Below are 20790 nucleotides of genomic sequence, written 5' to 3' on the forward strand. Positions count from 1 at the left end.
TCGGACTGTCAGTTACCGGATCTGTCGAATTTGTCCGGATCTTCGTCTTCAGGAAGATCTTCGTCCGGCTCTTCAGGAAAAGTGGTGGTGTGTGCCGGGCTGTTGGGCTCAGGGTGAGTAGGAACCGGGTCGAAACCGCCCTGCTCTTCACTGGGGAATCTGGGTGTGTTCATGTGGCACCTCGCAAAGAGTCACTGAGTGAAGACTCTGTACATTCGAGGTGCCGGTCAGGGGCGGCGTTCAGTCATTTCACCATTTTGAAGCGGTGAAGCGACTGACGGTCAGGATCGAGCCTGCAACTGCGCGACGATCTTGTCTTTGACCTGCAAGCGTTTCTCTTTGAGTTTCTTCAGGGTGTCATCGCTGGGTGCATCCGAGGTCGCCGTCTCGGCCTTGACTACTTCGGCGTCCGCCTGGGAATACTTGTTGATCAGTGCATCCAGAAATGGATCCTCGGTGCGTTTTTGCTGGACCTCTTCCTTCGTTAGCTTCAAGTCCTGATACAGGTCATGAGTCACCGGCATGGAACACCTCCGTCAGTTGATCGGCAACCAACGCGACCGATTGCGCTGGCAGTTATCAGAATGGCCTTGGTCGGGCCGTTCTGTCGACCACCTGTCAGACCAGCGGTTGCCGTTCGTCGCCCTGTCGGAAACGCGATCAAACCTTTTTCCGCTGTGCTCCCTCCATTGCATAACGTCAACAAAAACCTGTGTGGAGATACATCAATGGACGGATTCAACCTGCGTCATCTCGTTCTGGCTGTCGCTCTGAGCAGCGGCATGGGCAGTGCCTTCGCCGCCACTTCCAACGACTTCGTCGACAACGCCGCTGCCGGTGGCATCGCGGAGATCGAGACCAGTCGCCTCGCCCTGGAAAAAAGTCAGTCGGCCGACATCAAGGCGTTCGCCAACATGATGATCACCGACCACAGCAAGGCCAACGATGAGCTGGCCAGCATTGCCAAGGCCAATGACATCGAAGTCCCGGACACCACGACTCTGGTCAAGCAGGCCAAGGAAAAGATCCTCGACATGCGCGATGAATCCTTCGACGCGGCCTACGCCAACAACCAGGTCAAGGCCCACGAAGAAACCATCGAATTGTTCAAGAAAGAAGCCAACACCGTCACCGACGACAAAGTCAAAGGCGCTCCCGAACTAAAGGCCTTCGCACAGAAAATGTTGCCGGCGCTGGAAAAACACCTGACCGCGGCCAAAGAGCTGCAAGCCAAGCACCCGAGCAAGTAACCCGGGCGCTGTACAGCAAAAGGCCGCATTGATTAATGCGGCCTTTTTTCGTTTCAGCGCGATCAACCGCCGTCAGTATCGATGTCGGCATCGGTTTCTTCACCGGGCTTCGGACGATCGGGCTCAGGTTCGAAACCGGGGCTGAATTCGTTGTCGTTATCGGTGTGTTTGTTCTTCTGGTCCACCACCGGATCGGCGCTCTGCGCCTGCTCGGTGCCACCCGAGGGTTGCGTTGGCGGGTTCTGCCCCGGCACTTGCGGATCGATGGCCGGGTCGTTGCGATTGATCGGTTCGGCGTCCGGTTTCTGCTGCTGTTGCGATTGCTCGTTCATAGCCACCTCGTTTTTCAATGCTGGCGCGACTCAGACCCGTCGGCCTCGTATATTCGAAGCCGCTACGGTGCCAACGTTCAAAACATCGCTGAGTTCAGGGGCGCCGACTAGAGTTATCGGGGCATTCCTTGCGCCGGATCAAAAATATCCCTGAGCAACCGAACAACTATTTCGAACGGCAAAGGTCACTGACTTCGCACCGGTCACTTTTTACAGAACCGGCCCCAATACGCTACGGAGCAACAGGCACATGGCAGCACTGCAGAACAGCACATTCGATGCGATGAAAAACAAACAACCACAACTGCTGAGCGAATGGATCAACGGCCTGGAAGCCAGCGGCGCCACCCGCAATCTCAAAGACCATGACCTGCAACAACAGACCAGCGAATTCCTGCAACTGGTGATCAATGGCCTGCAGGATGACAACGGCACCAACATCAATGCGCCGGGTTGGGAAGTCACCCGCCAGTTCCTCGAAAAGCTCTCCCACAGCCGTGCCCAGCTCGGTCAGGATTCGCAGCAGACTGCCAGTTTCATCTTCGCCCTGAAGGGCCCGCTGTTTGCCCTGCTGCAAGCGCACTATAAAGAACAGCCAGCGCTGCTCGCCGAACAACTCTGGGAAATCTCCGAACTGTTCGACGCCTTCGGCATGCACACCATCCGCACCTTCCAGAAGTCGCGTGAAGCGGTGATCAAACGCCAACAGGAAGAACTGCTGGAGCTCTCCACGCCGGTGGTCAAACTGTGGGACGGCGTCCTGGCGCTGCCGATGATCGGCACCCTCGATTCGCAACGCACCCAAGTGGTGATGGAATCGCTGCTGCAACGCATCGTCGACACCGGTTCGGAAATCGCCATCATCGACATCACCGGCGTCCCGACCGTCGACACCCTGGTTGCCCAGCATCTGCTGAAAACCGTGACCGCGATTCGCCTGATGGGCGCCGACTGCATCATCAGCGGCGTGCGTCCGCAAATCGCTCAGACCATCGTCCACCTGGGCCTCGACCTGCAAGGCGTGGTGACCAAGGCCAATCTTGCCGATGCACTGAAGCTCGCCCTCTCCCGCCTGGGCATCAGCCTCGGCAAAGCGGTCTGAGCCGATGGAACGTATCCCGATTCTTCAAATGGGCAAGTTCCTGCTGGTGACCATTCAGGTCGACATGCACGACCAACTCGCCCTCACGTTGCAGGACGACTTGTCCGAGCGCATCAGCAACACTTCGGCTCGCGGTGTGCTGATCGATATCTCGGCGCTGGACATGGTCGACTCGTTCATTGGCCGGATGATCAGCACCATCTCCGGGCTGTCGAAAATCATGGACGCCGAAACCATGCTGGTCGGCATGCAGCCGGCCGTGGCGATCACCCTGGTCGAACTCGGCCTGACCCTGCCCGGCGTCAGCACCGCACTGAACGTCGAGCGCGGGATGAAACTGCTGCAGGAACGAGTAGACCGGCAATGACCGTACGCAGCAGCGGTACTCAACCCATCCATATCGAGCAGGATGTCGTGCTCGCACGCCAGACCGCCCGCAAACTCGCCACCGAATGCGGGATGCGCCTTATCGACCTGACCAAAATGGTCACGGCGGTCAGCGAGCTGGCCCGCAACACCATGGTGTACGGTCGCGGCGGCGACATGGACTGGCAGATTCTCGATGAAGATCACAAGGTCGGTCTGCGCCTGACGTTCCGTGACGAAGGCCCCGGTATTGCCGATATCAAACTGGCGATGACCGACGGCTGGACCTCCGGCAGCGGCATGGGTCTGGGCCTGACCGGCGCGAAGCGGCTGGTGGACGAGTTCGAACTGGACACCGAGCCTGGCAAGGGCACCCGAATAACGATCACCCGATGGACATGAATATCGCGGGGTCACTGACCCAGGTGCTGCTGATCGAAGACAGCAGCCAGATCGGCCATGCCCGGCGCACCGCGCAGCGGCTCGCCGAGCAACACGGCTTTGATGCAACCGATGCCGGGCGGGTGGCGCTGGTCGCCACCGAACTGGCCAGTAACGTGCTCAAACATGCCAGCCGCGGCGAAGTTCACCTGCGTCTGTTGCCGCGTCCCGGTGGATTCGGCATCGAAATGCTCGCGATCGATCGCGCCCAGGGCTTTGACCTGGACGCCTGCCTGACCGACGGTTTTTCCACCGGCGGCACACAGGGCATCGGTCTGGGTGCGGTGGCGCGCCAGACCGAAGTGTTTGACGTGCACGCCGACGCCCGTGGCGCGGTGCTGCTGGCGCGTCTATATCCGCGCGGCGACCGCCAACCGGACTTGCGCTACGGCGTCAGCCAGCACTCGTTGCACAACGACCCGGCGTGCGGCGACACCTGGCACCTGGCGTACAACGGCGCGAATGTCAGTGCGCTGGTGATCGACGGCCTCGGCCACGGTGAGGATGCCGAACGCGCGGCCAAGGCCGGCGAACGGGTGTTCGCCGAGACCCCGTTCGCCAGTCCGGTGCTGCTGATGGAGGATATGCACCGCGACATGATCGGCAGCCGTGGCGGCGCCGCCGCGTTCGCCCAGTTCAATGCCGCCCGCGACGGCCTGACCTTTACTGGCGTGGGCAACATCGGCGCCAGCCTGATCACCGCCGACAAGTCGCGGGGCCTGGCCTCGCACCCGGGCATCGTCGGCGGCCAATACCGGAAAGCCCAGCCTTTTGACTATGCTCACGTGAACGGACATCTATTGATCATGTACAGCGACGGCTTGCAGTCCCGTTGGAATATTCAAGACTACCCCGGTCTGGTGCACCGCCATCCGGCGGTGATAGCCAGCGTCCTGCACCGTGACTTCTGTCGCGGGCGCGACGACGTCACAGTACTGGTCGTTGCCCTGGAGGCCGCCCATGGCTGAGTCGCCAACCCTGAATGCCGCCGAACAGGCTGCGCTGATCGCCCGATTGCAGAGCGAGACCGCCGCCCTGCGCGCAGAACTCGACGAGACCAACCAGGGCGTGCTGGCGCTCTACGCCGAACTCGACACCCAGGCGGAAGAACTGAGGCAGGCTTCGGACCTGAAAAGCCGCTTTCTGTCGTACATGAGCCATGAGTTCCGCACCCCGCTGGGCTCGATCCTCAGCATCAACAGCCTGCTGGCTGACGAACTCGACGGCCCGCTCAGCCCCGAGCAGCACAAGCAGGTGGCGTTCGTCAGCAGCGCCGCGCGTGAACTCAGCGACATGGTCGATGACTTGCTCGATCTGGCGAAGATCGAAGCCGGGCGGATCACTATTTCCCCGGCATGGTTCGACATGTTCGACCTGTTCTCCGCCCTGCGCGGGATGTTCCGGCCGATCGTCGATGCGTCGGCGGTGGACCTTATTTTCGAAGAGCCGGTCGGCCTGCCACGCCTGTACACCGACGACAAAAAACTCGGGCAGATTCTGCGCAACTTCATTTCCAACTCGCTGAAATTCACCACCCGCGGTGAAGTGCGGGTTTCGGCGCGCCTGGAAGGCTCGGACAAAGTACGTTTTGCCGTCAGCGACACCGGGATCGGTATCGCGCCGGAGCTGCACGGTGCATTGTTCGAGGACTTCTCCCAGGTCGACTCGCCGCTGCAGAAACGTCTGCGCGGCACCGGCCTCGGCTTGTCCTTGTGCAAGCGCTTCGCTGCCCTGCTCGGCGGCGAGGTCGGGATGGACAGCACGCCGGGGGTCGGCTCGACCTTTTTCGTGATCATTCCGCTGGCGCTCGCCTTGGAGAACGTCGATGAAACGTGACATCCGTCTATTGATCGTCGACGACAACGCCGCCACCCGCTACGCCTTGCGCCGGCGCCTGGAGCGCCATGACTACGAGGTGCTGGAGGCCGGCACCGGCAGCGAAGGCCTGGCGCTGATCGCGAGCGAGCCACTCGATGCGCTGATCCTCGACGTCAACCTGCCGGACATGAGCGGCTTCGACATCGTGCGCATCTTGCGTGCTGATGCACGCACCGCGCTGCTGCCGGTGATCCACGTGTCTGCGGCGTCGATCCAGACCGGCGACATCATCACCGGCCTGAACGCCGGGGCCGACGCCTACCTGATTCACCCGGTAGACCCGGACGTGCTACTGGCGACCCTGCGCACTCTGCTGCGGGTACGTGATACCGAAAACGCGCTGCGCGAGAGCGAGGCCCGCTTCCGCGAGATTTTCGTCAATGTCTCGGCGCCGATTGCCGTGCTTGATGCCAACCTGAAGGTGCACGAGTGCAACCACGCCTTCGCGCAGATGATTCAGGACAACCGCAACCCGGAAACTCTCAGCGAGTGCTTTGACCAAGACCAGGGCGCGATCCTCAACGAGTTGCGCCTGCGGCTGGTCGATGGCGAGCGCTGGAAAGGCACGTTGAACATGCGCGTACAGGGCGAGGTCCGCGAAACCGAGTGGCAGATTTCGCCGTACCGCACGCCGCAGCTGAGCCTGGTATTCGTCGAAGACGTCACCGAGCATCGCCACCGCGAACGCTCGCACTTGGCACAGCTGGACGACACCACCACACAACTGGCCAAAGAAGTCGCCGAGCGGGTGCGCGCCGAATCGCAGTTGCTGCAAGTGCAGAAAATGGACGCACTGGGCAAGCTCACCGGAGGCATCGCCCACGACTTCAACAATCTGCTGACCGGGATCATCACCAGCCTCGAACTGATCCAGAAACGCATGGCCGATGCCAGGCCCGACAAAGTGCAGCTCTATGCTGAAGCAGCGCTGAATTCAGCGATGAGTGCGGCTTCGCTCACTCATCGTCTGCTGGCCTTCGCCCGCCAACAGCCACTGGATACCCGGCCGGTGGACATCAATGAGCAGGTGCGCTCGCTGGAAGAATTGCTGGTGCGCACCATCGGCGAACGCATCACTCTCAAGCTTGAACTGACCAACAAACCGGCGATTGCCCTGGTCGATCCCGTGCAGCTGGAAAGCGCGGTGCTGAATCTGGTCATCAACGCCCGGGATGCGCTGCCCCGAGGCGGCAATATCTGGGTCAACACCTATGCCGCGTATTCCCACGGCGACCCGAACATGGCCGATGGTGCGTATGTCGCGCTGTCGGTGCGCGATGACGGCACCGGTATCGAGCACAGTGTGATCGACAAGGTGTTCGACCCGTTCTTCACCACCAAACCGCTGGGCCAGGGTACTGGTCTGGGGTTGTCGACGATTTACGGTTTCGCCCGCCAGTCCGGTGGCGATGCGCACATCCGCAGCGTGGCACGGCGTGGCACCGAAGTGACCATCATGCTGCCGGCGACGAACGATCCGACCGGCGCCGACATCCCGGCGCCGAAGGTGGATCCGCAGGGTGCCGGCGAGCATGTCCTGATTGTCGAAGACATGCCGGCAGTGCGTATGTTCGTCACCGAAGTGCTGGAAGACGCGGGTTACCGCTGCACGCAGGCGGCGGATATCGAAACCGCGCTGGAGCGCTTGCAGAATGACCCGACGATCGACCTGCTGCTGAGCGACGTCGGCCTGCCGCGCATGAGCGGCCGGGAACTGGCGGACGTGGCGCGGGGCTGGCGTGAAAGCCTGCCGATTCTGTTCATGACCGGTTATGCCGAGACCGCGATCAATCGCCAGGTGTTCCTCGGCAGCGGCATGGAAATGCTGGTCAAACCGTTCCAGATCAGCGAACTGCTGGACAAGGTCCGCCGCACGCTTGATGGTGCCTGACCCGTCGCTTTCGCGAGCAAGCCGCTCCCACACTGGATTGGTGGTGATCACCAGCCTTTTGCACACCGCAAAACCTGTGGGAGCCGGGCTTGCCCGCGAAGGCGTCGGTATAGCCAGCATCTCGTTGCCTGACACACCGATTTCGCGAGCAAGCCCGCTCCCACATTGGGGCGTGTTGATCGCCAGCCTTTTGTACACCGCAAAACCTGTGGGAGCCGGGCTTGCCCGCGAAGGCGTCGGTATAGCCAGCATCTCGTTGCCTGACACACCGCTTTCGCGAGCAAGCCCGCTCCCACATTGGGGCTGTGGTGATCACCAGCCTTGTGCACACCGCAAAACCTGTGGGAGCCGGGCTTGCCCGCGAAGGCGTCGGTATAGCCAGCATCTCTATTGCCTGACACACCGCTTTCGCGAGCAAGCCCGCTCCCACACTGGAGCTGTGTTGATCACCAGCCTTTTGTACACCTCAAAACCTGTGGGAGCCGGGCTTGCCCGCGAAGGCGTCGGTATAGCCAGCATCTCGTTGCCTGACACACCGCTTTCGCGAGCAAGCTCGCTCCCACACTGGAGCTGTGGTGATCACCAGCCTTTTGCACACCGCAAAACCTGTGGGAGCCGGGCTTGCCCGCGAAGGCGTCGGTATAGCCAGCATCTCGTTGCCTGACACACCGCTTTCGCGAGCAAGCCCGCTCCCACACTGGAGCTGTGTTGATCACCAGCCTTGTGCACACCGCAAAACCTGTGGGAGCCGGGCTTGCCCGCGAAGGCGTCGGTATAGCCAGCATCTCTATTGCCTGACACACCGCTTTCGCGAGCAAGCCCGCTCCCACATTGGGGCTGTGGTGATCACCAGCCTTGTGCACACCGCAAACCTGTGGGAGTTAGCTTGCTGGCGATGGGGCCAGTGGGATCGCCGCGGTTATTGGTTCAAGGCCCTGGCCAGAAACGGTGCCGTGCGGCTCTTCTTGCTCGCGGCAACTTTCTGCGGCGTGCCGGCGGCGACGATTTTGCCGCCCTGATCACCAGCCCCCGGGCCGATGTCGATCACCCAGTCACTCTGTGCGACTACGCGCATTTCATGCTCGACGACGATCACCGTGTGCCCTGCCGTGACCAGGTTGTCCAGCTGCTCCAGCAGCCGATCGACGTCCCGCGGATGCAGTCCGGTGGTCGGTTCATCCAGCACATACAGGGTCGCGCCGCGCTGATTGCGCTGCAGCTCAGTGGCCAGTTTGATCCGTTGCGCCTCACCGCCTGACAACTCGGTGGCAGGTTGGCCGAGCCGCAGATAACCGAGGCCGATGTCACGCAGCACCTCCAGTGAACGACGAATCCCCGGCTGCTCGTTGAACACTTCTACCGCCTCTTCCACGGTCAGTTGCAGCACCTGCGCAATGCTCAAGCCTTGCCACTGAATCGCCAGGGTCTGCGGGTTGTAGCGCGCGCCATGACAGGTCGGGCACGGCGCATACACGCTCGGCATGAACAGCAACTCGACGCTGACAAAACCTTCACCCTCGCAGGTCGGGCAACGACCCTTGGCGACGTTGAAGGAAAACTGCCCGGCGTCATACCCCGCCGCCCGTGCCTCGGGCGTGGCGGCGAACAGTTTGCGCACGTTGTCGAACAGCCCGGTGTAGGTCGCCAGATTCGAACGTGGCGTGCGGCCGATGGGCTTTTGATCGACCTGCACCAGGCGTTTGATCGACTCCAGCCCCGCCGTCACCTGACCGCTGCTGGCCTGCGGCGCATCGTCTTCGAGGCTGAGCTCTTCCGGCTCGTCCTCAACCAGCGGCCGCCCGAGTTGCGCGCCGACCAGTTCGAGCAACGCCTGACTGACCAGACTCGACTTGCCCGAACCGGAAACCCCGGTGACCGAGGTGAAGCAGCCCAAGGGAAATTCAGCGCTGAGGTTGTGCAGGTTATTGCGGCTGATGCCATCGAGTTTCAGCCAACCGCTCGGCTTGCGCGCGGTGCGGGTCTGCCGCTGGCTCTCGGCAAACAGATAGGCGCGGGTCTGCGATTCGTCGATCTCGGCCAGCCCGGCCGGCGGGCCGCTGTACAACACCTGTCCGCCCTTCTCACCCGCCGCCGGGCCGACGTCGATCAGCCAGTCGGCGCGGCGCATGGTTTCCAGATCGTGCTCGACCACAAACAGCGTATTGCCATCGGTCTTCAAGCGCTGCAAGGCTTCGAACAGCGCCTCGCCATCGGCCGGATGCAGACCGGCGGATGGCTCGTCGAGCACGTAGATCACGCCGAACAGTTGCGAGCCCAATTGCGTCGCCAGGCGCAGGCGCTGCAGCTCGCCGGACGACAACGTCGGCGTGCTGCGCTCCAGCGCCAGATAACCGAGGCCCAGATCGGTCAGGGTGCTGACCCGCTCCAGCAAGTCCTCGGCAATCCGCTGCGCCGCCAGACGTTTTTCCAGCGACAGGTTCGGCGTGTGGCGCACGTCCGGCGCACTGGCGTGGCCGCTGGCACCGTGGGCCACGCGCTGCTGGCGCGCCTCGCGGGTTTGCGCATGGCTGAGGGTTTCTCCGCTTTCTTCGGCCTGCTGCAGATAGGTCGCCGCAGCCACGGGCTTCAATACTTCGGCCACTTGCAGCAGTGGCATCTGCGACAGTTCACCGATGTCGTAACCGGCAAAGGTCACCGACAACGCTTCACGCTTCAGGCGCTTGCCGTCGCACAACGGGCACGGGCTGCCAAGCATGAACTGCGAAACGCGCTTCTTCATCAGCGCACTTTGCGAGTGGGTAAAGGTGTGCAGGATGTAACGGCGGGCGCCGGTGAAGGTGCCCTGATAACTCGGTTCCATCTTGCGCTTGAGGGCGACCCGGGTTTCCTCCGGGGTCAGCCCGGCGTACACCGGCACGGTTGGGGTTTCTTCGGTGAACAGAATCCAGTCACGCTGCTTTTTCGGCAGTTTCTTCCAGGGGATGTCGACGTCGATGCCCATGGTCACGAGGATGTCGCGCAGGTTCTGCCCTTGCCACGCCAGCGGCCAGGAGGCCACGGCGCGTTGGCGGATGGTCAGGTTCGGATCAGGCACCATCAGTGCCTCGGTCACCTCGTAGACCCGGCCCAGACCGTGGCACTCCGGGCACGCGCCTTGCGGGGTGTTCGGCGAAAAATCCTCGGCATAGAGCATCGGCTGCCCCGGCGGGTAACTGCCGGCGCGGGAATAGAGCATGCGGATCAGGCTCGACAAGGTGGTCACGCTGCCCACCGACGAACGCGTGCTCGGCGTACCCCGCTGCTGTTGCAGGGCCACGGCGGGCGGCAGGCCTTCGATGGAGTCGACATCCGGCACCCCGACCTGATCGATCAGTCGCCGCGCATACGGCGCCACAGATTCGAAATAACGCCGCTGGGCTTCGGCGTACAAGGTCGAAAAGGCCAGCGACGACTTGCCCGAACCCGAAACCCCGGTGAACACCACCAGCGCGTCGCGGGGGATATCGACGTCGACATTCTTCAGATTGTGTTCGCGGGCGCCACGCACCCGGACCATGCCGGCGGGTGCTTTGGAATTACGCTTGGAAGTCATTGGGCGGTCCCTGCAGAAAAATGGGGGGCGAAGTTGAACCCTGTGGTGAGGGGATTTATCCCCGATCGGCGGCGCAGCCGGCGCAGTCACTGCAAATTCCATATAGCTGGAAAAATGCTGGGGAGTGCTGCGCACTCCATCGGGGATGAATCCCCTCGCCACAGGGAATCGGGAATTCGCCAGTTAGGCACTCAGCACCGAGCGAATCATCTGCAACAACGCCTCCGGGCCATACGGTTTGCCCAGCAAGTGCGTGTCCGGGCTCAACTGGTGGTTGCGCGAAATGATGTCGCGGGTGTGACCGGAGGTGAACAGCACCGCCACCGGTGGCGTCTGCACCTTGGCCCACGCCGCCAGATCAGAGCTTTTGATCAGCCCCGGCATCACCACGTCGGTGAAAATCAGATCCACTTGCGCGCCGTCCAGCAGCAACTGCATTGCCACGTCGCCATTGCTCGCAGTCAGTACGCGGTAGCCTTCCTCGCGCAGCAACTCCACTGCCGAGGCGCGCACCGCGTCGTTGTCTTCAACCACCAGAATGGTTTCGTGGCCGCCGCCCTGTTGCAGGTCGACGCTCGGCGTCTCATCGAGAACCGGACGCAGGCTGCGCGGAAAGTACAGTTGCACCCGCGTGCCTTCGCCCACGGTGCTGTCGATCTCGACGTGGCCACCACTCTGTTTGACGAAGCCGAACACCATGCTCAGACCGAGCCCGGTGCCCTGGCCGTCGGCCTTGGTGGTGAAGAATGGCTCAAACACTTGCTCGAGCATTTGCGGCGCAATACCGACGCCGGTATCGCCGACCACCACCCGCACGAAATCGCCGGCGACGATGCCTTTGCCCGCGCAAAAAGTGCTGTCCAGCCGAGTATTAATGGCACTGAGAACAATCGTGCCCTCGCCTTTCATCGCGTCCCGGGCGTTGATCGCCAGATTGAGAATGGCGTTTTCCAGTTGATTGCGGTCGACGTTGATATGCCACGGGTCCTGCGGCAATTGCACGTCGATCTGAATGGTTTCGCCCAACGCGCGCTGTAGCAATTCTCCGACGCCGTCGAAGATCTGCCGCGGATCGCACACCGCCGGTGACAACGGTTGGCGCCGGGCAAAAGCGAGCAGTTGCGACGACAGCTTGGCGCCGCGCTCGACCGCCGCCAGCGAGGCGCTGACCCGGCGTTGCACGTTGGCATTGTCCGGTTCATGCCGCGCCAGCAAATGCAGGTTGCCGGCAATTACCTGCAGCAGGTTGTTGAAGTCGTGGGCCACGCCGCCGGTCAGTCCGCCGATGGCTTCAAGCTTCTGCGACTGACGCAATTGCTCTTCCGCCGCCAGCCGGGCATCCACTTCGTTAGCCACCCGCTGCTCCAGGTTGCGCGTGAATTTGAGCAGGGATTCTTCGGCAATCTTGCGTTCATGGATGTCGATCAACACCCCGGGAAAACGAAACGGCGCGCCGTGTTCGTCGAACTCGCAGGCGCCACTGGCGAGCACCCACAGGTAGCTGCCGTCCGCGCGCCGCACGCGATATTCAGCGTTGTACGGCTCACCGGTCTGCAGCGAATGACTGACCCGATCATGCACCCACGCCAGGTCGTCCGGGTGGATCCGCGACTCAGTCAAGGATTGCGGCAGGTTGCTCAGATCCTGCTCCGGCGGATAGCAAAAGGTCCGGGCGAAACGCTCGTCGGCCGACAGCACATTGTTCTTCACGTCCCAGACGAACGAGCCAAGCAAGGCCCCGGCATTCAGCGCCAGACGCACCCGTTCGTTGTCGGCCCGATAAGCGTCTTCTGCCGCCTGACGCAGGCGCTCGGAGCGCACCAACTCGGTGGTCTCGACCACCATCGCCATCACTCCGGAAGGCACGCCGTCATCGTTGGCCACCGGGCTGTAATACAGATCCATCCAGACATCTTCGGGCACGCCATCGCGCAACAGCACCAGTTCCTTGTTGCGGTAGGACAAGGTGCCGCCCGCCAGACAGGTGTCGACCACATGCCGGTTGAACTCGGCGACTTCCGGCCAGCCCAGCTCCACCGGCACCCCCAACAGATAGGGGTGGCGGCCACCGGCAAACTGCGAGTAGGCGTCGTTGTAGATCATGTAGCCGGCGTGGCCCCAGAGCATGACCATCGGCAAGGGCGAGGCCAGCATCAATTGCACGGTGCTGCACAAGCTCGCAGGCCAGGTGTCGAGCGGGCCGAGTTCGGTGAGGCGCCAGTCGAACGCGCAAATGCGTTCGGCCATCTCGCCTTTCCAGCCGTCACAACCGTGGCTATCGGATAAAAACTGCATCGATTGACTCGGTGTCCTGTGGTGTTTGCCCGATACATCGCGACGGCAGAACGCCGCGACGCCCGTCTGTTTCGAGCCTCATCGGCCGTAATGGTTTCATTAGAGGTATAGCCGATTTCAGACCAGGCCCGGATCAGACCCCGATCAGGTGCTTGAGCGGATGGTAGCCAGTTTTCATCTTCGCCGCGACGTCGAGAATCGCCTTCTCGATGCCGTTCAAATGCGTGCAGGTCAGTTCGATGGCGGCGCTTTGGTCGCCCGCCTCGATGTATTCGATCAGGCGCAGATGTTCGTTGTCACGGCAGGCTTCATGGCTGTCGTCATCCAGTGCAGCGACATACAGCGAGGCGCGGGAAATCAGCTTCTGGAACCAGTCGAGCAGCACCGGGTTGTTGAGGCTGCGCGCCAGTTTGAGGTGGAACTCGCCGAGCAGGTAAATCAGTTGCTCGTGATCGCCTGCCGCGTGGGCTGCGTCCTCCAGTAGCAGGTGCTCGCGCAAGACCTGCATGGCGGCGGTGTCCTTGCGCCGACAGAGTTCGGTGACCATGCCGATTTCGATCAGCCGCCGGGTTTCGAACAGCGAGCGGATCTCTTCGTTGCTCGGCAGCGACACCGATGCACCTTTATTCGGCTCGGTGGTGACCAGCCCCTCGGCTTCCAGTTGCTTGAGCGCGGCGCGTACCGACGTGCGGCTGACATTGAACAGTTCGGCCAGGGACGCTTCGCCCAGCTTCATGCCCGGACGCAGCGAACGCTTGCTGATCGCCTGGTAAACCCCTTGGTAGACGCGGTCGACCGTGGTTTCCAGTTTCTTCTCGGTCATTCGAACACTCCTTTAGCCTCGGGCAAACACGGTGTTGCAGCGTTATTCGCCGTTTGCGCAGATAAGTGTGGCGCAGGATATCGCCTTCGGCGTCGAGATGCAGGGTCTGGATACGATTGGTCGGCGGGATGATTTCGATTTGCCGACCCGCTCATTGCAAGCGTGGACGGAAGCAGCGGGCGGTGGCGAGCGGTTTTGGCGGTCGCCAAATAAATCGGCTGCGAAACGCCTTCCCCTTGTGGGAGCGGGCTTGCTCGCGAAAGCGGTGTGTCAGCCACTTATTTGCCAACTGACACACCGTCTTCGCGAGCAAGCCCGCTCCCACAGAGGATTTCAGGCGTGCCGGTAATTGTCAGTCCGTACCGTATTTCGGCGAACGCGGGCCGTACAACAGGCCTGCGCGCTGACCGGCCGACAACAGGCGATTGCTCGCCACGCCGGCAATCGGATACCCGGCATCGGTCGAACTGTTGATCACCTGCTTCACCGCGGCGGTGATCAGCATGCCGACCAGGCCGCCACCACTGTTATTGCCGCCCTCTTCGCTCGACGCCCGTGCCGAACCGGTCCACAGCGTGGTGCCGGATTTCAGATCGACCAGCTTGGCGGTGGCGGTTACCGCGGTTTCGCTGCTGATCACCATGTAGCGCGTACCGTACTCGGTCACGGTGATGTACAGCGCAGCGTCGGCGCCGAAGATTTCCTTGAGCTTGTTGGCCGGCGCCTGATGGATGTCATCCGGGGTGGTCAGGCCGTTCTGGCGGAAGGTTTCGTCCACCAGGGTGATCGGCAGCACGTAGTAACCGGCTTCGGCCAATGGGAACGTCACCTGCGACAGCAAGCTGTAGGAAGCCTTGACGTCCGGCGAGGTGTTCAGCGGCGGCAGCACCAGAATGGTCTTCGGCCGTGCCTGTTTGTACGCCGAGTAATCCACGGTTTTCGGCGCGACGCAGCCACCGAGCACGGTCAGGGCCAAACCGGCGGCCAGCAGTTTCAGGGTGCGCGAGATCATTTGGCGTCTCCGGTCTTGGCGTTTTTAAGCAGAAAATCCATGTATGGGCCGGACTCGGGGAACAGCGCTTTCTCGGTGCGGAACTGCTGCACCATCTGATCGTCCTTGCCCATGCTCAGGTACAGCAGGCCCAGGTGCGCGTGGTAGCCCGGCGGCACCGCCTTGCCGGTGGAGCGGATCTTCTGCAGGTCGCGCTCCAGCACTTCGGCCTGGGCTTCTTTTGGCTCTTCGCCTTTGAAGTATTCGTAAACCTGCGGTTGGTAATCTTCCCACTGGTACAGGGTTTTCGGGCTGCTGCAACCGGCCAGCAAGGCGCTGGCGGCCAGCGTCAGGGCCAGCAGCGACCGCGACAAAGTCAGATTCATGGGTGTTGCTCCTTGCAATGAATAACGATCAGTTAGCCGGTTTCCAGGCACCGGCGTTCATGCCATCGACCAGACGATTGATCGCCTCGCGCATGGCCAGATCGAGGACTTTGCCGTTGAGGGTGGAGTCGTACGCAGCGGTGCCGCCGAAGCCGATGATTTCGCGGTTGGACAAGGCGTATTCACCAGCGCCCTGAGTCGAATACACCACTTCGGAGGTGCTGATATTGACGATGTTCAGGTTGACCTTGGCGTAGGCGACCTGGGTCTTGCCACGGCCGAGAATGCCGAACAGCTGGTGGTCGCCGGTTTCCTTGCGGCCGAACTCGGTGACGTCACCGGTGACCACGTAATCGGCGCCCTTGAGGCGCTGGGCCTGGCCCTTGATCGCCGCTTCCTGCTGGATCTCGCCCATGTTGTCGCGATCCAGTACCGAGAAACGGTTGGTCTGCTGCAAGTGAGTGATCAGGATGGTCTTGGCCTGGCCGCCGAGACGGTCGACGCCGTCGGAGAAGATCCCGCGCATGTAGCTGGAGCGGTTATCGAACTTGCCCACCGCCATCGGCACGCGAGCACCGGTCCAGACTTGCGTGGCGCTCTCGACCTTGGCCACCGGCAGTGCGCGGGAGCTTTCGGTGGCGCACCCGGCAAGGGAGCTGGCGAGGGTGCCGAGCACGGCAATCGCAACGCCTGAGACCAACATCCGGGAGATCATTCTCACTGTGCATTCCTTCTGAAAAAAACGGTGTGTCCCAGCACGGCAAGGCAGTGGGGAGCGGAAAAGGGCCGGCATTATGACAAAGTGCCATCATTCTCGACAGATATTTTTGACGCCAATGGATTGGCTAATTTGGGCACGCACAAATCCCCCCTGTGGGAGCGGGCTTGCTCGCGAAGGCGTTCTGTCAGAGACATCTGTGCTGACTGACACACCGTCTTCGCGAGCAAGCCCGCTCCCACAGGGGGGATATGTGGTGTTCTGGGGTTTAGTGGAAGTCGCGGCTTTGTACGCGGATGCCGTCGAGCAGCGGAGTCAGATCGCTCAATCGCCCGGCGATCAGGTGTCGAACTTCGCCCTCCCGCTCCCAGCGGCCATCGACCTTGAGCAATTGCGAACCGACCAGCACCTGACGCTGGCGCTCGGCCAGATCGCGCCAGACCACCACGTTGACGTTGCCGAACTCGTCTTCGAGGGTGACGAAGGTCACGCCGCTGGCAGTGCCCGGTCGCTGCCGCCCGGTGACCAGCCCGGCGATGCTCACCGGCCGACCATGCTCGACGTCCAGCAACTCCTGAGAGCTGCGGCAACGCCGGGCCTTGAGTTCGCCACGCAGCAGCGCCAGCGGATGCGGCCCCAGCGTGGTGCCGATAGTCGCGTAATCGGCCTGCAGATCTTCGCCGACACTCGGTTTGGGTAGCAGCACATCGGGTTCTTCCTGACTTGGCAAACCGGCAAACAGGCCCAGCTGTTTCTGCACCCCGGCCACTTCCCAACGCGCACGATGCCGATGGCCGGCCATCCCACGCAACGCCCCCGAATCGGCGAGCAACGCTTGGGCGCGACTGTCGAGCGCGGCCCGCTCGCCCAGATCGGCGACATCGGCAAACGCCCCGCGCGCCCGCGCCGCCTCGATGCGCCGGGCGTCGTCCTCGCGAAAGCCCTTGATCATCCGCAGGCCCATGCGAATCGCCGGTTGCGCGCCGCTGATCGGTTCCAGACTGCAATCCCAGTCGCTGGCGCGCACGTCCACCGGACGGATCTGCAACTGATGCCGGCACGCGTCCTGCAGAATCTGATCCGGGCTGTAGAAGCCCATCGGCCAACTGTTGATCAACGCGCAGGCGAACGCCGCCGGTTCGTGGCACTTGAGCCAGCAACTGGCGTAGGTCAGCAAGGCAAAACTGGCAGCGTGGGATTCGGGAAAGCCGTAACTGCCGAAGCCCTTGATCTGCTCGAAGATCTGCGCGGCGAATTCCTCGGTGTAGCCGTTTTTCTTCATGCCGGCGGCGAGGCGTTCCTTGTGCGGCTCCAAGCCTCCATGGCGTTTCCACGCGGCCATAGAGCGACGCAACTGATCGGCCTCGCCGGGGCTGTAGTCAGCGGCGACGATGGCGATCTGCATCACCTGTTCCTGAAACAGCGGCACGCCGAGGGTGCGTTTGAGCACCACTTCCAGTTCCGGCGAGGGATAGGTTGTCGGCTCTTCCTTGTTGCGTCGGCGCAGGTACGGATGGACCATCCCGCCCTGAATCGGCCCCGGGCGGACGATCGCCACCTCGATCACCAGATCGTAGAACTTCGCCGGTTTCAGGCGCGGCAGCATCGACATCTGCGCCCGTGATTCGATCTGGAATACGCCGATGGTGTCGGCGCGGCTGATCATCTCGTAGGTCGGTTTGTCTTTGTCTGGAATCGTCGCCAGGCTCAGATCGAGATGGCGATGACGACGCAGCAGATCGAAGCAACGGCGGATCGCACTGAGCATGCCGAGGGCGAGGATATCGACCTTGAGCAGCCCGACCGCATCGAGGTCGTCCTTGTCCCATTGAATGATCGTGCGCTCGGCCATGGCGGCATTTTCCACCGGCACCAGCGTGTCCAACGGCTGTTCGGAAATCACGAAACCGCCGGGGTGCTGCGACAGGTGTCGGGGGAAGCCGATCAGTTGCCCGGTCAGGCTCAGCACTCGACGCAGCACCGGGCTGTCGGGGTCGAAGCCGCCTTCTAGCAAGCGCGCCAGCGGCGGTGTTTCGTCGCTCCAGTGGCCGCAGCAATCGGCCAGTGCATTGATCTGATCCGGCGGCAGCCCAAGGGCCTTGGCCACGTCACGCACCGCCCCGGCAGCGTGGTAAGTGCTGACCACCGCCGTCAACGCCGCACGCCGCCGGCCATAACGGCGAAACACGTATTGCAGGACTTCTTCGCGGCGTTCGTGCTCGAAGTCGACGTCGATGTCCGGCGGCTCGTTGCGCTCTTTCGACATGAAACGCTCGAACAGCAGCGTGGTGCGATCCGGGTCGATCTCGGTGATACCCAAGGCAAAACACACCGCCGAATTGGCCGCCGAACCGCGGCCCTGACAGAGAATCTGCTGATCGCGGGCAAAGCGCACCACGTCGTGCACGGTGAGGAAGTAGCTTTCGTAGCCGAGCTCGGCGATCAGTTTCAGCTCATCGTCGATTTGCTTGAGCACTTTGGCCTGCGGCCCTTTTGGCCAGCGCCAGGCAATGCCTTCTTCGGTCAGTTGGCGCAACCAAGAACTGCCGGTGTGCCCCTGCGGCACCAGCTCCTTCGGATACTGATAGCGCAACTCGCTCAGCTCGAAAGTGCAGCGCCGCGCCAGTTGCACCGAGGCGTCGAGCAGCGCCGGCGGATACAACTCGCGCAACACCTCGAGGCTACGCAGATGCCGCTCGCCGTTGGGGTGCAGGCGCAATCCGGCCTCGGCCACCGGGACGTGATGGCGGATCGCGGTCATGGTGTCCTGCAGGGCGCGCCGCCCACGGGCGTGCATGTGCACGTCGCCGCTGGCCACGGCGGCGATCTGCAGTTGCTCGGCCAGACCCAGCAGTGCCGCCAGCCGCCGCTGATCGTCTTGCCCGCGATGCAACTGCACCGCCAGATACAGACGCTCGCCGAAAGTCTGCTTCAGCCAACGGCCCTCCTCCACGTCATCGATGCTGTCCGGCACCCACACGGTGAACAACCCCGGCAACGGCTCGTTGAAGTCCTCGCGCAGCACCTGGTACTGGCCCTTCTGCGTACGCCGCCGGGCCTGAGTGATCAAGCCGCACAAGGCCTGATAGCCCGCAAGGTTCTCCACCAGCAGTATTAGTTTCGGGCCGTTATCGATGCGGATTTCGCTGCCGATGATCAGCGGCAGCTCCACCGATTTCGCCGCTTGCCAGGCCCGGACGATCCCGGCCAGGGTGCACTCGTCGGTGATCGCCAGCGCCTGATAACCGTGTTTTTTCGCCCGCTGAAACAGCTCAAGGGCACTGGAGGCACCGCGCTGGAAACTGAAATTCGACAGGCAGTGCAGCTCGGCATAGTCGTGGTTCATGCAAACCAGCCCTGCAGCCACAACGGACCGCCCTCGCCCACGGCCCGATAGGCCCAGCCCTGCTGACCGGCGCGGTTCTGGATCAGGTAGTAATCGCGGCGCACATCGTCACCGTCCCACCAGCCGGATTCGATGCGCTCCGGGCCCATGAGAATCCGCGCCGAACCTTCGGCGACGCTCTGCGGTTCGCCGAGCAGCCAACCCGGACGCTGCACGCTCGGCAAACCGCTGCAACGCTGCTTGTCGACGCCGTTCTGCCAGGCACATTCGGGGCGGTGGTCGGCCTGAAAGCGCAGGCCCTGCACCGCGTCATCGCCGAGCCGTGCACGCAGGCGTTCGCGCAATTGCTCCCAGGGCAAGGTCTGTTGCGGACGGTCATCGAACAGTTCCTGAAACTGCGGGACGAAACTCGGCAGGTCTTCTGCGCGCAGGCGAAAGCCGCGCACCGGGGCCTCGACCTGGACTTGTTCCAGTCGCCCACGGGCCAGTTCGAAGAGCATCGCCGGATCGCGCTCGGCGCTGAGCAGGCCGACCTTGATCAGCGTGTCCGGCAGCCCGGCGTGCTCCAGATGCAGGTCGAAACGCTGCACGCCGCTGTCACGTCCGCAGAGGAATGCCGACAGGTCAGCGGTCAAGCGGCGTAACGGAAACAGCAGCGCCTGATGGGATTGCACGTCGAAATTGAGTTCGATGCGCACATCGAAACGATCCGGCGGCAGATAGAACGCCAAGGCCAGCGGCCGTGCGCCGAACAACGTGTCGAGATGCTTGAGCATCGACGCTTCGAAGCGCCGGGCCAGGGCCTGACGCGGCAGGCTCTGCAGCTGGTTCAGATTGCGCAGACCCATGCGCGTCAGCGCGGTGGCGACCTGCGGCTCCAGCCCGACACGGTCGACGGGCAACTTTCCGAGGTGATGCTGCAGGGCCTCACCGTCAGGTACCACCAGACCGTCGTAGGCGTTGGCCAGCACCCGCGCCGCCACCGGATTCGGTGCGGCGACGATGCGATGGCGGAAACCCAGCTCGGTCAGCTCCTTGCGCAGCCGCGCTTCGAACTGCGCCCAGGAGCCGAACAGGCCCAGGCTCGACTCGATCTCGAACACCACGGTACGCGGATAATGCACGCTGACCTGCGCGCTGAAACGATAGGCCCACGCGGCGAGAAACTGCTGCCAGTGCTCGACCTCGGCGAGGTCGTAATCGGCGGTGGCAAAGCCTTTGCTAAGGGCCTGCGCGGCGGTCATCGACTGGCCGGCGCGCAAGCCGAGCTGGCGCGCCGCTGCATTCACCGCTTGCAGCACCCGGCGCTGGGCCGGGCCACTGAGCAGCACCAACGGCTCATCGCGATCGGCACGCTGACGCAGCACGGCGTCGAGGGCCAATTGCGGGAACAGAATACACACCCAGCGCATGACGAC

Annotated in this window: 18 protein-coding genes and 1 pseudogene; 8 read left to right on the top strand and 11 right to left on the bottom strand. The window is 62.6% G+C overall.

Features of this window, described 5'->3' with window-relative positions; all coding sequences use genetic code 11:
- Nucleotides 1-8: 8 nt before the first annotated feature.
- A complete protein-coding gene (locus tag M0808_RS16200) occupies nucleotides 9-173 on the bottom strand; it encodes a hypothetical protein (protein WP_166495921.1) in 165 nt (54 codons plus the stop codon).
- A 108-nt stretch (nucleotides 174-281) separates the two neighbouring features.
- On the bottom strand, nucleotides 282-524 hold the full coding sequence (locus M0808_RS16205) for a DUF465 domain-containing protein (protein ID WP_027613686.1): 243 nt from the start codon (nucleotides 522-524) through the stop codon (nucleotides 282-284).
- Nucleotides 525-728: 204 nt separating this feature from the next.
- Here M0808_RS16205 and M0808_RS16210 point away from each other — a divergent pair, with 204 nt between their 5' ends.
- Nucleotides 729-1250: a DUF4142 domain-containing protein gene (locus M0808_RS16210; protein ID WP_097087254.1), complete on the top strand. Its 522-nt coding sequence runs from the start codon at nucleotides 729-731 to the stop codon at nucleotides 1248-1250.
- 62 nt (nucleotides 1251-1312) lie between these two features.
- Here the strand turns inward: M0808_RS16210 and M0808_RS16215 are convergent, their stop codons facing one another.
- Nucleotides 1313-1582, bottom strand: a complete 270-nt coding sequence (locus M0808_RS16215; protein WP_134786542.1) for a hypothetical protein — start codon at nucleotides 1580-1582, stop codon at nucleotides 1313-1315.
- Between the two features lie 250 nt (nucleotides 1583-1832).
- Between M0808_RS16215 and M0808_RS16220 the strand changes: the two genes are divergently transcribed.
- The 6 genes from M0808_RS16220 to M0808_RS16245 are packed head-to-tail and all read left to right on the top strand — an operon-like array spanning nucleotide 1833 to nucleotide 7260.
- Entirely contained in the window at nucleotides 1833-2684 is an 852-nt protein-coding gene (locus tag M0808_RS16220) for an STAS domain-containing protein (RefSeq protein ID WP_247841863.1), read from the top strand.
- 4 nt (nucleotides 2685-2688) lie between these two features.
- Nucleotides 2689-3051, top strand: a complete 363-nt coding sequence (locus tag M0808_RS16225) for an STAS domain-containing protein (protein WP_095136273.1) — start codon at nucleotides 2689-2691, stop codon at nucleotides 3049-3051.
- Nucleotides 3048-3452 carry an anti-sigma regulatory factor gene (locus M0808_RS16230; protein WP_139053718.1) on the top strand — a complete coding sequence of 135 codons (405 nt, stop codon included), beginning with the start codon at nucleotides 3048-3050 and terminating at the stop codon, nucleotides 3450-3452. The genes M0808_RS16225 and M0808_RS16230 overlap by 4 nt, the downstream gene beginning before the upstream one ends.
- Nucleotides 3449-4459, top strand: coding sequence for an ATP-binding protein (locus M0808_RS16235; RefSeq protein WP_247841991.1), 1011 nt, complete (start codon nucleotides 3449-3451; stop codon nucleotides 4457-4459). The genes M0808_RS16230 and M0808_RS16235 overlap by 4 nt, the downstream gene beginning before the upstream one ends.
- Nucleotides 4452-5327 carry an ATP-binding protein gene (locus tag M0808_RS16240; RefSeq protein ID WP_027613679.1) on the top strand — a complete coding sequence of 292 codons (876 nt, stop codon included), beginning with the start codon at nucleotides 4452-4454 and terminating at the stop codon, nucleotides 5325-5327. Before M0808_RS16235 ends, M0808_RS16240 begins: the two co-directional genes overlap by 8 nt.
- Nucleotides 5317-7260, top strand: a complete 1944-nt coding sequence (locus tag M0808_RS16245; RefSeq protein ID WP_247841864.1) for a response regulator — start codon at nucleotides 5317-5319, stop codon at nucleotides 7258-7260. The genes M0808_RS16240 and M0808_RS16245 overlap by 11 nt, the downstream gene beginning before the upstream one ends.
- 919 nt (nucleotides 7261-8179) lie before the next feature.
- On the opposite strand, the gene M0808_RS16250 is transcribed toward M0808_RS16245, so the two are convergent.
- The 3 genes from M0808_RS16250 to M0808_RS16260 form a co-directional block, all read right to left on the bottom strand.
- Entirely contained in the window at nucleotides 8180-10813 is a 2634-nt protein-coding gene (locus tag M0808_RS16250; RefSeq protein WP_247841865.1) for an excinuclease ABC subunit UvrA, read from the bottom strand.
- Between the two features lie 183 nt (nucleotides 10814-10996).
- Nucleotides 10997-13108, bottom strand: a complete 2112-nt coding sequence (locus M0808_RS16255) for a hybrid sensor histidine kinase/response regulator (protein WP_247841866.1) — start codon at nucleotides 13106-13108, stop codon at nucleotides 10997-10999.
- A gap of 133 nt (nucleotides 13109-13241) precedes the next feature.
- On the bottom strand, nucleotides 13242-13931 hold the full coding sequence (locus M0808_RS16260) for a GntR family transcriptional regulator (RefSeq protein WP_027613675.1): 690 nt from the start codon (nucleotides 13929-13931) through the stop codon (nucleotides 13242-13244).
- Nucleotides 13932-14055: 124 nt separating this feature from the next.
- Here M0808_RS16260 and M0808_RS16265 point away from each other — a divergent pair.
- Nucleotides 14056-14130 (top strand): annotated as a pseudogene (locus tag M0808_RS16265) (flavin reductase family protein); the annotation flags it as partial.
- 153 nt (nucleotides 14131-14283) lie between these two features.
- Here the strand turns inward: M0808_RS16265 and M0808_RS16270 are convergent.
- The 5 genes from M0808_RS16270 to M0808_RS16290 all read right to left on the bottom strand — a co-directional run bounded on the left by M0808_RS16270 (nucleotide 14284) and on the right by M0808_RS16290 (nucleotide 20784).
- Entirely contained in the window at nucleotides 14284-14943 is a 660-nt protein-coding gene (locus M0808_RS16270; RefSeq protein WP_134786548.1) for a DUF799 domain-containing protein, read from the bottom strand.
- Nucleotides 14940-15308: a DUF4810 domain-containing protein gene (locus tag M0808_RS16275; protein ID WP_003225593.1), complete on the bottom strand. Its 369-nt coding sequence runs from the start codon at nucleotides 15306-15308 to the stop codon at nucleotides 14940-14942. The genes M0808_RS16270 and M0808_RS16275 overlap by 4 nt, the downstream gene beginning before the upstream one ends.
- A gap of 28 nt (nucleotides 15309-15336) precedes the next feature.
- A complete protein-coding gene (locus M0808_RS16280; protein WP_177325722.1) occupies nucleotides 15337-16023 on the bottom strand; it encodes a CsgG/HfaB family protein in 687 nt (228 codons plus the stop codon).
- Nucleotides 16024-16294: 271 nt separating this feature from the next.
- Nucleotides 16295-19372 (bottom strand): error-prone DNA polymerase, encoded by a 3078-nt coding sequence (locus tag M0808_RS16285; protein ID WP_247841867.1) that lies wholly within the window; start codon nucleotides 19370-19372, stop codon nucleotides 16295-16297.
- Nucleotides 19369-20784, bottom strand: a complete 1416-nt coding sequence (locus tag M0808_RS16290) for a DNA polymerase Y family protein (RefSeq protein WP_247841868.1) — start codon at nucleotides 20782-20784, stop codon at nucleotides 19369-19371. The genes M0808_RS16285 and M0808_RS16290 overlap by 4 nt, the downstream gene beginning before the upstream one ends.
- Nucleotides 20785-20790 lie beyond the last annotated feature (6 nt).

Origin of the sequence: Pseudomonas sp. MWU12-3103b (assembly GCF_023100615.1) — a bacterium.
Taxonomy (GTDB): domain Bacteria; phylum Pseudomonadota; class Gammaproteobacteria; order Pseudomonadales; family Pseudomonadaceae; genus Aquipseudomonas; species Aquipseudomonas putida_A.